The organism is Enterobacter sp. BNK-8 (genome assembly GCF_048685095.1).
Classification (GTDB): domain Bacteria; phylum Pseudomonadota; class Gammaproteobacteria; order Enterobacterales; family Enterobacteriaceae; genus Enterobacter; species Enterobacter quasiroggenkampii.
The window spans coordinates 2502958-2516132 of the sequence record NZ_JBLQTN010000001.1; the positions used below are offsets into that span (position 1 = coordinate 2502958).

Consider the following 13175-nt stretch of genomic DNA (forward strand, 5'->3'; position numbering starts at 1 on the left):
AGTTAGATCACCTGGTACTTCTGCCAGGTATCGTTGTAATTTTATTACAATGCACTGTACTGCTTTTACGTCATTCCCGAAACCATTAGCGCTTATCGTCGCGTGCGATACCGCGATTTTTCACCCTTTGGATGATTTCGACGGCTTAATGACGCAACAACCGTCGTTTCTTTGCGCAACAGGGTCATAGCAAAACCCGACACCGATCAAGTAATGAAAAAAAACAACAACATTATCTTGTCGATTGTTACCCTTAATGGAAGCCACAAGGGTAATATCGGCTAAATCGAATCACGATTTCATCAATTTATGAAATCGTTTACACCCATGAGCATCCTGTTAACATGAACATGCTGGAAAAAATCCAGTTTCAACTGGAACACCTTAGCAAATCCGAGCGAAAAGTGGCCGAGGTCATTCTCGCCTCTCCCGCTCAGGCGATTCATTCAAGCATCGCCGCTCTGGCACAGGAAGCGGGTGTTAGCGAACCCACGGTCAATCGCTTTTGCCGCAGCCTGGAAACGCGCGGCTTTCCTGATTTTAAACTGCATCTGGCGCAAAGTCTGGCTAACGGCACCCCTTATGTTAATCGTAATGTGGATGAAGACGACAGCGTTGATGCCTATACCGCGAAAATTTTTGAGTCGGCCATGGCTTCGCTCGACCACGTCCGTCAGTCACTGGACATGAGCTCCGTGAATCGCGCGGTGGATTTACTCACCCAGGCCAAGCGAATTGCGTTCTTTGGGCTCGGGTCGTCGGCAGCCGTCGCGCATGACGCCATGAACAAATTTTTCCGCTTTAACGTCCCGGTGATTTATTCCGATGACATTGTCCTGCAACGCATGAGCTGTATGAATTGCAGTGAAGATGACGTCGTGGTACTGATTTCGCATACCGGCCGCACCAAGAGTCAGGTTGAGCTGGCGCAGCTGGCCCGTGAAAACGATGCCATGGTGATTGCGCTGACCACGGCAGGCACGCCGCTGGCGCGTGAGGCAACGCTGGCGATCACCCTCGACGTGCCGGAAGACACCGACATTTATATGCCGATGGTCTCCCGCCTGGCCCAGCTCACCGTGATTGACGTGCTCGCGACCGGTTTTACCTTACGTCGGGGGGCAAAATTCCGGGATAACTTGAAGCGGGTCAAGGAAGCGCTGAAGGAATCGCGTTTTGATAAAGAATTGCTTATAAAGAGCGATGTTCCCTGATAGTTGATAACGAATACGTCACGAATAATGACGATGTAACGATTTACGGCATTCGGTCCCCTCGCCGCTGCCTTGCAGCAGATGAAGGCCGATTCAATGTTCACGCAACACCAAAGTTGTTTCAGTCAACGGAGTATTACATGTCCAGAAGGCTTCGCAGAACCAAGATCGTAACCACCTTAGGCCCGGCCACCGATCGCGATAATAATCTCGAAAAAATTATCGCCGCCGGTGCCAACGTGGTGCGTATGAACTTCTCTCACGGTACGCCAGAAGACCATAAATTACGTGCCGATAAAGTGCGTGAAATCGCAGCTAAACTGGGCCGCCACGTTGCTATCCTCGGCGATTTGCAGGGTCCTAAAATTCGTGTCTCCACCTTTAAAGAGGGGAAAGTTTTCCTCAATATCGGCGACAAATTTCTGCTGGATGCCAACCTGGGCAAAGGCGAAGGCGATAAAGAAAAAGTCGGTATCGACTATAAAGGCCTCCCGGCTGACGTCGTACCTGGCGATATCCTGCTGCTTGATGACGGCCGCGTACAGCTGAAAGTGCTGGAAGTTCAGGGCATGAAAGTGTTCACCGAAGTTACCGTCGGCGGCCCGCTCTCCAACAATAAAGGCATCAACAAACTGGGCGGCGGCCTCTCTGCAGAAGCTCTCACCGATAAAGACAAAGCGGACATCGTGACGGCTGCGCTGATCGGCGTTGATTACCTGGCTGTCTCCTTCCCGCGCTGCGGCGAAGATCTGAACTATGCGCGTCGCCTGGCACGCGATGCAGGCTGCGATGCCAAAATCGTCGCCAAAGTTGAGCGTGCGGAAGCCGTTTGCGATCAGGACGCCATGGACGACGTGATCCTCGCGTCTGACGTGGTGATGGTTGCACGCGGCGACCTGGGTGTGGAAATCGGCGACCCTGAGCTGGTCGGTATTCAGAAAGCCCTGATTCGTCGCGCACGTCAGCTGAACCGCGCGGTGATCACCGCGACTCAGATGATGGAATCGATGATCACTAACCCGATGCCAACCCGTGCCGAAGTCATGGACGTGGCAAACGCCGTGCTGGACGGAACCGATGCGGTGATGCTCTCCGCAGAAACCGCAGCGGGCCAGTATCCGGCAGAAACCGTGGCCGCCATGGCGCGCGTCTGCCTGGGCGCTGAAAAGATCCCTAGCATCAACGTCTCTAAACACCGTCTGGACGTGCAGTTCGACAACGTGGAAGAAGCGATTGCGATGTCGGCAATGTATGCGGCAAACCATCTTAAGGGCGTTACCGCGATCATTACCATGACCGAATCTGGCCGCACCGCGCTGATGACCTCGCGTATCAGCTCGGGTCTGCCGATCTTCGCCATGTCCCGTCACGAACGTACGCTGAACCTGACGGCGCTGTACCGCGGCGTGACGCCGGTTCACTTCGACAGCACCAATGACGGCGTGGCCGCCGCGCACGATGCCGTAAACCTGCTGCGCGACAAAGGCTATCTGGTGTCCGGTGATATCGTCATTGTGACCCAGGGCGATGTGATGAGCACCATCGGCTCAACCAACACCACCCGCGTTATGACCGTCGAATAATAATGTCTCTGTTAAAAAGCCCTCTCCAGATGGAGAGGGCTTTTTTTATTTCGTTGGATACAGCTCTTTGCGTTTATACGGCTCTGTTTCACCCGGTTTGCGCGTTTTAAGCAGCTTCAAAATCCACGTGTACTGTTCCGCATGCGGTCCCACCAGAATCTCCACCTCTTCGTTCATCCGACGCGCAATGGTGTGGTCATCGGCGGTGAGCAGATCGTCCATCGGCGGACGAACCTCAATACTCAGGCGATGCGTTTTGCCGTCATAGACCGGGAACAGCGGGATCACCCGGGCACGACAAACTTTCATCAGGCGACCAATCGCGGGGAGCGTCGCTTTATAAGTCGCAAAGAAATCGACAAACTCGCTGTGCTCGGGGCCATGGTCCTGATCCGGCAGATAGTAGCCCCAGTACCCCTGGCGTACCGACTGAATGAAGGGCTTAATGCCATCGTTACGGGCATGCAGGCGTCCACCAAAACGACGACGCACCGTATTCCAGACAAAATCGAAAATCTTATTGCCCTGATTGTGGAACATTGCCGCCATCTTCTGGCCCTGAGAGGCCATCAGCATCGCCGGAATATCAACGCCCCAGCCGTGTGGGACAAGAAAAATGACTTTCTCGTCATTGCGACGCATCTCCTCGATGATTTCCAGCCCTTTCCAGTCAACGCGATCGACAATTTTATCCGGCCCTTTCAGCGCCAGCTCCGCCATCATCGCCATGGCCTGCGGTGCGGTGGTATACATCTCATCAATGATTGCCTCGCGCTCGGCATCACTCTTTTCCGGAAAACAGTAATAGAGGTTGATCTGCGCGCGACGGCGGGCACTCTTGCCAAAACGTCCGGCCAGACGGCCAATTTTACCCAGGACAGGATCGCGGACGGAAGCCGGCAGCATCGCTATCCCCGCAAAGGCATAAACGCCAAGCCAGGCGCCCCAGTTGCGCGGATGACGAAAGGATTTTTCAAACTCAGGAATGTATTCAATATTGTTTTTTTGGGTTTCCATGCTGGATCCAGGGTCTGATGACGCAAAAAATTATTCAGATAGTGTAGCGAGGCAGTCGTCCGCGCACAAAAGAAAAAGCCGGCGTCAGTGTGCGCCGGCTTTTTTAACAAAAACAGAGGGCTTAGTCTAAGCTCAGCTGCGGCAATACCTCTTTCACCTGCGCCAGATAATCAGTACGATCTTTACCTGTCAGGCCTTCGGTGCGCGGCAGTTTCGCCGTCAGCGGGTTCACAGCCTGTTGGTTAATCCACACTTCATAGTGCAGATGCGGGCCGGTAGAGCGTCCGGTATTACCAGAGATCGCAATACGATCGCCACGTTTCACCTTCTGGCCCGGTTTAACCAGCAGCTTACGCAGGTGCATGTAGCGGGTCGTATACGTACGGCCATGACGTACCGCGACGTAATACCCGGCTGCACCGCTACGTTTGGCCACCACCACTTCACCATCCCCTACCGCCAGAACCGGTGTCCCCTGCGGCATGGCAAAGTCAACGCCACGGTGTGGTGCGACACGCCCGGTTACCGGGTTCAGACGACGCGGGTTAAAGTTCGAGGAGACGCGGAACTGTTTAGCCGTCGGGAAGCGCAGGAAGCCTTTTGCAAGGCCCGTACCGCTGCGGTCGTAGAACTTACCGTCTTCGGCACGGATCGCGTAGTAATCTTTGCCCTCGGAGCGCAGACGCACGCCCAGCAGCTGGCTTTGCTCGCGCTTACCATCCAGCATTTCGCGGGACATCAGAACGGAGAACTCATCGCCCTTCTTCAGTTTGCGGAAATCCATCTGCCACTGCATGGCTTTGATCACCGAACTGATTTCAGCGCTGGTCAACCCTGCATCACGCGCGCTGGAAACAAAGCTTGCCCCCACGGTGCCTTTCAGAACGCTGTTAACCCAGTCGCCCTTCTGCATTTCGCTGGTCATTTTAAAGCCCGTCGCCGTGCGATCGTAGGTGCGGGTTTCGCGGCGGGACATTTCCCAGGTCAGACGCTGCAGATCGCCATCGGCCGTTAGCGTCCAGGAGAGCTGTTGCCCAATTTTCAGGTTGCGAAGATCTTTATCTGCCGCCGCCAGCTGGCTGATATTCCCCATGTCGATGCCGTACTGGTTCAGCACGCTGCTCAGCGTGTCCCCGGTAGAAACAACATATTCGTGAATACCCGCTTCGTTCTCGGTTTTATCGTCCAGTTCATCCTGTGGAATAGCTTCATCTTCCTGAGCCGACTGGTCGATAGGCTCGCTGGCTTCAGGCAGCAAAGAGCGGATTTCGCTCTTTTCAAGCTCGATGGTTTTGATGATAGGGGCAGAACTCGGGTGGTAAACATAGGGCCGCCAGACGGCGACCGCTAAGGTGAGTACTGTAAGCGACCCCAGCATGACGCGGTGGGGTCGGGGCAGATTGTTAAATGCCAGGGCGACAGAGCGGGCTATCTGTTGCACGTATTCACTTCCTCGTTAATCTCCTTTCAGGCAGCTCGCATACTGGTTCGCCAGTTGGCTGAGGAACTGCGAATAGCTCGCTTTGCTCAACTGGATATTCGTTCCTAGCGGGTCAAGGGTCCCCATGCGCACGGATGTCCCCCTGGCCACGGCTTCTACGACCGCTGGCCTGAACTGTGGCTCAGCAAAAACGCATGTCGCTTTTTGCTCAACCAGCTGTGTTCTGATTTCATGTAAACGCTGCGCACCAGGTTGAATTTCAGGGTTGACGGTAAAATGACCCAACGGGGTCAAACCGTAGTGTTTTTCGTAATAGCCGTAGGCGTCATGAAAAACGAAATACCCTTTTCCTTTCAACGGTGCGAGCTCATTACCAACCTGCTTATCGGTTGCGGCTAATTGTGCCTCAAAATCTTTCAGGTTGGCGTCTAGTTTGGCTCGACTTTGCGGCATAAGTTCCACTAATTTGTCATGGATTGCAACCGCTGAAAGCCGCGCTATCTCTGGGGATAACCAAAGATGCATGTTGTACTCGCCGTGATGGTGATCTCCATCACCTTTTTCACCGTCGGCAGCATGATGGTCATGTTCGTCGCCGTCGTCATCCGCCCCTTTCATGAGTAACGGTTTCACGCCGGGGAGGTCGGCAATCGCGACCTGTTTTTCACCCGCCACCTGTTTTGCTGACTTCTGCATAAACGCTTCCATTTCCGGACCGATCCAGACAACTAAGTCCGCGTTTTGTAAGCGTTTTACATCGGAAGGGCGCAGGGAATAATCATGCTCCGATGCACCATCCGGGAGCAGAACCTGGGTTTCTGTTACCCCGTCAGCAATGGCTGACGCGATGAACCCGAGTGGTTTAAGCGAAGCGACAACCGCAGCGTTAACATCTTGTGCGGTTGTACCCCAAAGGGCAGCGGATAATGCTGCGAAAAGAAGCGTATTTTTATGTAACATAATGCGACTAATCATCGTAGTGAATGCGTGGAATGTGATATTATAACATTAGTTGACTTCTTCAAGCTTAAAATGACATGACGACATTGGTTTCCCTTGAAAATATTTCGGTCTCATTTGGTCAGCGCCGCGTCCTCTCTGACGTGTCGCTCGATCTGAAGCCCGGCAAAATTCTGACGCTACTCGGCCCCAATGGCGCAGGCAAATCCACTCTGGTGCGCGTGGTGCTGGGTCTGGTCGCACCCGATGAAGGCGTGATCACGCGCGAGGAAAAATTGCGCATCGGCTATGTGCCGCAAAAACTGCACCTCGACGCCACACTGCCGCTGACGGTGAGCCGTTTCCTGCGCCTGCGTCCCGGCACGCGTAAAGCCGATATTCTCCCGGCGCTGAAGCGCGTGCAGGCGGGCCATCTAGTCGATGCGCCGCTGCAAAAACTGTCCGGCGGAGAAACGCAGCGCGTTTTACTTGCCCGCGCGTTGCTCAGCAGCCCGCAGCTGCTGGTACTGGATGAGCCGACGCAGGGTGTAGACGTCAACGGCCAGGTCGCGCTATACGACCTCATTGACCAGCTGCGCCGGGAACTGAACTGCGCGGTGCTGATGGTATCCCACGACCTGCATCTGGTGATGGCAAAGACTGACGAAGTGCTGTGTCTTAACCACCATATCTGCTGCTCCGGCACGCCAGAAGTGGTCTCCATGCACCCGGAATTTATCTCCATGTTCGGCCCTCGCGGCGCTGAACAGCTCGGCATCTATCGCCATCATCATAATCATCGCCATGATTTGCAGGGACGAATCGTTCTGCGTCGGGGAAATGGACATTCATGATTGAACTGTTACTGCCCGGCTGGCTGGCCGGGATTATGCTTGCCTGCGCCGCAGGCCCGCTCGGCTCGTTTGTGGTGTGGCGCAGAATGTCTTACTTCGGTGATACCCTGGCGCACGCGTCCCTGCTGGGCGTGGCTTTTGGCCTGCTGCTGAACGTCAACCCGTTCTACGCGGTGATTGTGGTCACGCTGCTGCTGGCGGCCGGTCTGGTCTGGCTGGAAAAGCGCCCTCACCTCGCCATCGATACCCTGCTTGGCATCATGGCGCACAGTGCCCTGTCGCTGGGCCTGGTGGTGGTCAGCCTGATGTCGAATATCCGCGTGGATCTGATGGCTTACCTGTTCGGTGACCTGCTGGCCGTCACGCCAGACGATCTCATCGCTATCGCGATTGGCGTTGTGGTGGTGCTCGGCATTTTGCTCTGGCAGTGGCGTAACCTGCTGGCCATGACCGTCAGCCCGGACCTGGCGTTTGTCGACGGCGTGAAGCTGCAGCGCGTTAAGCTGCTGCTGATGCTGGTAACAGCGTTAACCATTGGCGTGGCGATGAAGTTTGTCGGCGCGCTGATTATTACGTCACTGCTGATCATCCCTGCGGCTACGGCGCGTCGTTTTGCCCGTACGCCGGAGCAGATGGCCGGTGTGGCCGTGATTGTCGGAATGATTGCGGTAACGGGTGGACTCACCTTCTCGGCGTTCTATGACACGCCTGCCGGGCCGTCCGTGGTGCTGAGTGCGGCGGTGCTGTTTATCTTCAGTATGATGAAGAAGACCGCGCAGTAGTGGACATGTCCCCGGTGGCGCTTCGCTTACCGGGGCTACAAATTATCGCTGCTTACGGCATTGCCGGTGGCGTAATGCCGAAATGATTCCACGCTCGCACCGTCGCCATACGTCCACGCGGTGTGCGCTGCAGGAAGCCCTGCTGGATCAGATACGGTTCAAGCACATCCTCAATGGTTTCACGCTCTTCCCCGATTGCCGCCGCCAGGTTATCCAGCCCGACCGGGCCACCAAAGAACTTGTCCAGCACCGCCAGCAGCAGCTTGCGGTCCATGTAGTCAAAACCTTCGGCATCGACGTTCAGCATATCCAGCGCCTGCGCGGCGATCTCAGCGGAGATCGAACCGTTGTGCTTCACCTCAGCAAAGTCACGCACGCGGCGCAGCAGGCGGTTGGCGATACGCGGCGTACCACGGGACCGTTTCGCCACTTCAAACGCCCCCTCTTCGCTCATCTCCAGCCCCATATAGCGGGCGCTGCGGCCAACGATGTGCTGGAGGTCGGCCACCTGGTAAAACTCCAGACGCTGCACGATCCCGAAACGGTCGCGCAGTGGAGAGGTCAACGACCCGGCTCGCGTTGTTGCGCCAATCAGGGTAAACGGCGGCAGATCGATTTTGATGGAGCGTGCCGCCGGACCTTCACCAATCATGATATCCAGCTGATAATCTTCCATCGCCGGATAGAGCACCTCTTCCACCACCGGTGACAGACGGTGGATCTCATCGATAAACAGCACGTCATGCGGTTCGAGGTTGGTCAGCATGGCCGCCAAATCGCCCGCCTTCTCCAGCACCGGGCCGGAGGTGGTGCGCAGGTTTACGCCCATTTCATTAGCGACGATATTCGCGAGCGTGGTTTTGCCCAACCCCGGAGGGCCAAAAATCAGCAGGTGATCGAGCGCATCGCCGCGCAGTTTTGCCGCCTGGATAAAAATCTCCATCTGGGAACGAACCTGCGGCTGGCCAATGTACTCATCAAGCAGTTTTGGGCGAATCGCGCGATCCACCACATCCTCTGCCTGAACAGTGCCTGCCGAAACCAGGCGGTCTGCTTCAATCATCCTTTACCTCACAATGCAGCGCGCAGCGCTTCACGAATCAGGGTTTCACTGCTGGCATCCGGTTTGGCAATTTTACTTACCATGCGGCTGGCCTCCTGAGGTTTATAGCCCAGCGCCACCAGCGCGGCAACCGCTTCCTGCTCGGCGTCATCATCCGTCGCAGGCGCGCCTGGGGAGGTCAACACCAGATCGGTCGCCGGCGTGAAGAGATCGCCATGCAGGCCTTTGAAGCGGTCTTTCATCTCGACAATCAGGCGCTCTGCCGTTTTCTTACCAATGCCAGGAAGCTTAATCAACGCAGCAGGATCTTCACGCTCAACGGCATTCACAAACTGTGGCGCTGACATGCCGGATAAGATCGCCAGCGCCAGCTTTGGCCCGACGCCGTTGGTTTTAATCAGCTCGCGGAACAGCGTGCGTTCCTGTTTGTTGTTGAAGCCGTACAGCAGCTGAGCATCTTCACGCACCACAAACTGAGTAAAGACAATCGCCTCTTTGCCCGCGTCCGGCAGCTCGTAGAAGCAGGTCATCGGCATATGGACTTCATAGCCCACGCCACCCACTTCCAGCAGCACTAACGGGGGTTGTTTTTCAATGATGATGCCTCTGAGTCTGCCTATCACGTGACGCTCCTGCGTTCTGGAAGAAATTAACTGCCGACATAATAAAAAAAGGCTGGATAAACATCCAGCCTGATTTGTCATTATCGTAACCTGCCTCGCGCCAGATTGAGCCGCGACTCGCTCATTTGCATCGCGTTCTGGCTGACGTGACAGTGGGTAATAGCAATCGCCAGCGCATCCGCGGCGTCAGCCTGCGGGTTTGCAGGGAGCTTCAGCAGGGTACGCACCATGTGCTGCACCTGACTTTTCTCCGCGCTACCGATGCCCACCACCGTCTGCTTGACCTGACGTGCCGCGTATTCAAATACCGGCAAATCCTGGTTTACCGCAGCCACGATGGCCACTCCGCGCGCCTGACCGAGCTTTAGCGCCGAATCGGCGTTTTTCGCCATAAAGACCTGCTCGATGGCGAAATAGTCCGGCTGAAACTGGGTGATGATCTCCGACACGCCCGCATAAATGAGCTTCAGGCGCGACGGCAGATCGTCCACTTTGGTGCGAATGCAGCCGCTGCCGAGGTAGGTTAACTGGCGTCCCACCTGGCGGATAACGCCATACCCGGTGACGCGTGAGCCTGGGTCAATCCCGAGAATAATCGACATCACGCGTCTCCTGTAACGGATCTACACGCTCTCATTAGAGAGTCGCTGCAACCTCATCAGAGATTTCACCGTTGTGGTACACTTCCTGTACGTCGTCGCAGTCTTCGAGCATGTCGATCAGACGCAGCAGTTTTGGTGCAGTTTCCGCATCCATGTCCGCTTTGGTGGACGGGATCATGGAGACTTCAGCGTTGTCCGCTTTCAGGCCAGCCGCTTCCAGCGCATCGCGCACGGCACCCATCTCTTCCCACGCGGTGTAAACGTCGATAGCACCGTCGTCAAAGGTCACCACGTCTTCCGCACCGGCTTCGAGCGCCGCTTCCATGATCGCATCTTCGTCGCCTTTCTCGAAAGAGATGACGCCTTTTTTGCTGAACAGGTACGCAACAGAACCGTCAGTGCCCAGGTTGCCACCGGTTTTGGTGAACGCGTGGCGCACTTCCGCAACGGTACGGTTACGGTTGTCGGACAGGCACTCAACCATCACCGCCGTACCGCCAGGACCGTAACCTTCATAAATGATGGTTTCCATGTTCGCGTCTTCATCGCCGCCCACGCCACGTGCGATAGCACGGTTCAGGGTGTCACGCGTCATGTTGTTGGACAGGGCTTTATCCACCGCCGCGCGCAGACGCGGGTTAGAAGCCGGGTCACCGCCGCCCAGACGCGCTGCCGTCACCAGCTCGCGAATGATTTTGGTAAAGATCTTACCGCGCTTGGCATCCTGTGCCGCTTTGCGGTGTTTGGTGTTGGCCCACTTACTATGACCTGCCATAAAAAGTTCTCCAAAAATCGCGCCTTTTCAGGCTGCGTTAATTACAAATTCTTCAATCGCCTGCCGGTTGCTCCACGACTTGGTCAGTGCGGCGGCATCCGCCGCATTCACCCAGCGGTAGGTCAGGTGTTCGGTAAACACGATCTCCCGTTCATGGGGGAGCGCGAGACAGAACCACGATTCCGTATTGCGCTCGGTACCCGGCGCGTAGCGATGACGTAAATGGCTAAAAATTTCAAACTCCACCGTGCGCTGACAGTCCTTCAGGGTCAGTTGCTCGCGGGCAACGTCAATGGCGACCTCTTCCTTTACTTCACGCGCGGCGGCCTGCGGCGCGGTTTCCCCCTCTTCCAGACTGCCGGTAACCGACTGCCAGAATTCAGGGTCATCGCGCCGCTGCAACATCAGCACCCGCTTCGTGTCTTCTGCATAAATGACCACCAGGACCGAAACGGGGAGCTTATATGTCATATCAGTTTTTCTCTTCCTTCTTCACCACCTCAATGCCCAGCTCAGCCAGTGCGGCCGGGTTGGCAAAGCTTGGCGCTTCGGTCATCAGACACGCGGCGGCAGTGGTTTTGGGGAAGGCGATCACATCACGGATGTTATCAGTGCCGGTCAGCAGCATGGTCAGACGGTCAAGACCGAAAGCCAGACCCGCGTGCGGAGGCGTACCGTATTTCAGCGCGTCCAGCAGGAAGCCGAATTTCTCGCGCTGCTCCTGCTCGTTGATGCCCAGGATGCCGAACACGGTCTGCTGCATTTCACCGCTGTGAATACGCACGGAACCGCCGCCCACTTCGTAGCCGTTAATGACCATATCGTAGGCGTTGGCGACCGCCTCTTCCGGTGCCGCTTTCAGCTCTGCCGCCGTCATCTCTTTTGGCGAGGTGAACGGGTGGTGCATCGCGGTCAGGCCGCCTTCACCGTCGTCTTCAAACATTGGGAAGTCGATAACCCACAGCGGCGCCCATTTGCTCTCGTCGGTCAGGTTCAGGTCTTTGCCGAGCTTCAGACGCAGCGCGCCCATCGCATCCGCAACGACTTTCTTGTTGTCTGCACCGAAGAAGATCATGTCGTCGTCCTGCGCGCCGGTGCGCTCCAGGATCGCTTCAACGATGTCTGCGTTCAGGAATTTCGCGACCGGGCTGGTGATACCTTCCAGACCTTTCGCACGCTCGGTCACTTTAATATAGGCCAGACCTTTCGCGCCGTAGATCTTGATGAAGTTACCGTAGTCGTCGATCTGCTTACGGCTCAGAGCCGCGCCGCCCGGTACACGCAGCGCTGCTACGCGGCCTTTGGCGTCGTTAGCCGGGCCCGCGAATACCGCGAACTCCACGTTTTTAACCAGGTCAGCTACGTCTACCAGCTCCATTGGGTTACGCAGGTCTGGTTTGTCAGAGCCATAGCGACGCTCGGCTTCCGCGAAGGTCATGATTGGGAAATCGCCCAGCTCAACGCCTTTCACGTCATTCCACAGGCTACGCACCAGGGCTTCCATCACTTCACGCACCTGCTCGGCGGTCATGAAGGAGGTTTCCACATCGATCTGGGTAAATTCAGGCTGGCGGTCAGCACGCAGGTCTTCGTCGCGGAAGCATTTCACGATCTGATAGTAGCGATCGAATCCGGACATCATCAGCAGCTGTTTGAACAGCTGTGGAGACTGCGGCAGCGCGTAGAATTTGCCTTTATGAACGCGGGATGGCACCAGGTAATCGCGCGCGCCTTCCGGCGTGGCTTTGGTCAGCATCGGGGTTTCGATATCGAGGAAACCGTGGTCATCCATAAAGCGACGCACCAGGCTGGTGATTTTCGCGCGGGTTTTCAGGCGCTGAGCCATTTCCGGGCGACGCAGATCCAGGTAGCGGTATTTCAGACGCGCTTCTTCGGTGTTGACGTGGTTGGAGTCCAGCGGCAGCGCTTCAGCACGGTTGATGATAGTCAGATCGGACGCCAGCACTTCAATGGCACCCGTCGCCATGTCGGCGTTAACGTTTTTCTCGTCACGCGCACGTACGGTGCCGGTGACCTGAATGCAGAACTCATTACGCAGCTCAGAGGCCAGCTTCAACGCATCTGCGCGATCCGGATCGAAGAACACCTGAACGATACCTTCGCGGTCGCGCATATCGATGAAGATAAGGCTACCAAGATCACGACGACGATTGACCCAACCACACAGGGTGACCTGCTGTCCGACGTGGGACTGACGCAGCTGCCCGCAATATTCTGTACGCATGAGATATCCCTTAATTAGCCGCAGGCTAAATGTCGCC

At 56.0% G+C, this 13175-nt stretch carries 13 protein-coding genes; 4 read left to right on the top strand and 9 right to left on the bottom strand.

Annotated features, from left to right (window positions below):
• Window positions 1-344 precede the first annotated feature (344 nt).
• Both ACMGGU_RS12080 and pyk read left to right on the top strand, forming a co-directional pair.
• On the top strand, window positions 345-1214 hold the full coding sequence (locus tag ACMGGU_RS12080) for a MurR/RpiR family transcriptional regulator (RefSeq protein ID WP_023312229.1): 870 nt from the start codon (window positions 345-347) through the stop codon (window positions 1212-1214).
• A 140-nt stretch (window positions 1215-1354) separates the two neighbouring features.
• Window positions 1355-2797: a pyruvate kinase gene (pyk, locus tag ACMGGU_RS12085; RefSeq protein ID WP_008500455.1), complete on the top strand. Its 1443-nt coding sequence runs from the start codon at window positions 1355-1357 to the stop codon at window positions 2795-2797.
• 45 nt (window positions 2798-2842) lie between these two features.
• On the opposite strand, the gene lpxM is transcribed toward pyk, so the two are convergent.
• The 3 genes from lpxM to znuA all read right to left on the bottom strand — a co-directional run bounded on the left by lpxM (window position 2843) and on the right by znuA (window position 6215).
• Window positions 2843-3814: a lauroyl-Kdo(2)-lipid IV(A) myristoyltransferase gene (gene lpxM / locus ACMGGU_RS12090; protein ID WP_045908211.1), complete on the bottom strand. Its 972-nt coding sequence runs from the start codon at window positions 3812-3814 to the stop codon at window positions 2843-2845.
• A 121-nt stretch (window positions 3815-3935) separates the two neighbouring features.
• A complete protein-coding gene (mepM, locus tag ACMGGU_RS12095; RefSeq protein WP_048029426.1) occupies window positions 3936-5255 on the bottom strand; it encodes a murein DD-endopeptidase MepM in 1320 nt (439 codons plus the stop codon).
• A gap of 15 nt (window positions 5256-5270) precedes the next feature.
• The gene (gene znuA / locus ACMGGU_RS12100; protein ID WP_045908280.1) at window positions 5271-6215 is read right to left on the bottom strand and encodes a zinc ABC transporter substrate-binding protein ZnuA; all 945 of its coding nucleotides are present in this window, start codon (window positions 6213-6215) and stop codon (window positions 5271-5273) included.
• 77 nt (window positions 6216-6292) lie between these two features.
• On the opposite strand from znuA, the gene znuC reads away from it, so the two are divergent.
• Together znuC and znuB are read left to right on the top strand one after the other, a co-directional pair.
• Window positions 6293-7048 carry a zinc ABC transporter ATP-binding protein ZnuC gene (gene znuC, locus ACMGGU_RS12105; protein ID WP_048029425.1) on the top strand — a complete coding sequence of 252 codons (756 nt, stop codon included), beginning with the start codon at window positions 6293-6295 and terminating at the stop codon, window positions 7046-7048.
• Complete coding sequence (znuB, locus tag ACMGGU_RS12110; RefSeq protein WP_048029424.1) at window positions 7045-7830, top strand: zinc ABC transporter permease subunit ZnuB; 786 nt, start codon at window positions 7045-7047, stop codon at window positions 7828-7830. The genes znuC and znuB overlap by 4 nt, the downstream gene beginning before the upstream one ends.
• A 52-nt stretch (window positions 7831-7882) precedes the next feature.
• Here the strand turns inward: znuB and ruvB are convergent, their stop codons facing one another.
• The 6 genes from ruvB to aspS all read right to left on the bottom strand — a co-directional run bounded on the left by ruvB (window position 7883) and on the right by aspS (window position 13138).
• Window positions 7883-8893: a Holliday junction branch migration DNA helicase RuvB gene (gene ruvB / locus ACMGGU_RS12115; RefSeq protein WP_008500449.1), complete on the bottom strand. Its 1011-nt coding sequence runs from the start codon at window positions 8891-8893 to the stop codon at window positions 7883-7885.
• Window positions 8894-8901: 8 nt separating this feature from the next.
• Window positions 8902-9516: a Holliday junction branch migration protein RuvA gene (gene ruvA / locus ACMGGU_RS12120; RefSeq protein WP_048223742.1), complete on the bottom strand. Its 615-nt coding sequence runs from the start codon at window positions 9514-9516 to the stop codon at window positions 8902-8904.
• A gap of 80 nt (window positions 9517-9596) precedes the next feature.
• Window positions 9597-10118 (bottom strand): crossover junction endodeoxyribonuclease RuvC, encoded by a 522-nt coding sequence (ruvC, locus tag ACMGGU_RS12125; protein WP_003859749.1) that lies wholly within the window; start codon window positions 10116-10118, stop codon window positions 9597-9599.
• A 34-nt stretch (window positions 10119-10152) separates the two neighbouring features.
• Window positions 10153-10893 (bottom strand): YebC/PmpR family DNA-binding transcriptional regulator, encoded by a 741-nt coding sequence (locus ACMGGU_RS12130; RefSeq protein WP_008500447.1) that lies wholly within the window; start codon window positions 10891-10893, stop codon window positions 10153-10155.
• A 27-nt stretch (window positions 10894-10920) separates the two neighbouring features.
• Window positions 10921-11364, bottom strand: a complete 444-nt coding sequence (gene nudB, locus ACMGGU_RS12135; protein ID WP_008500446.1) for a dihydroneopterin triphosphate diphosphatase — start codon at window positions 11362-11364, stop codon at window positions 10921-10923.
• Between the two features lies 1 nt (window position 11365).
• A complete protein-coding gene (gene aspS / locus ACMGGU_RS12140; RefSeq protein ID WP_420300583.1) occupies window positions 11366-13138 on the bottom strand; it encodes an aspartate--tRNA ligase in 1773 nt (590 codons plus the stop codon).
• Window positions 13139-13175 lie beyond the last annotated feature (37 nt).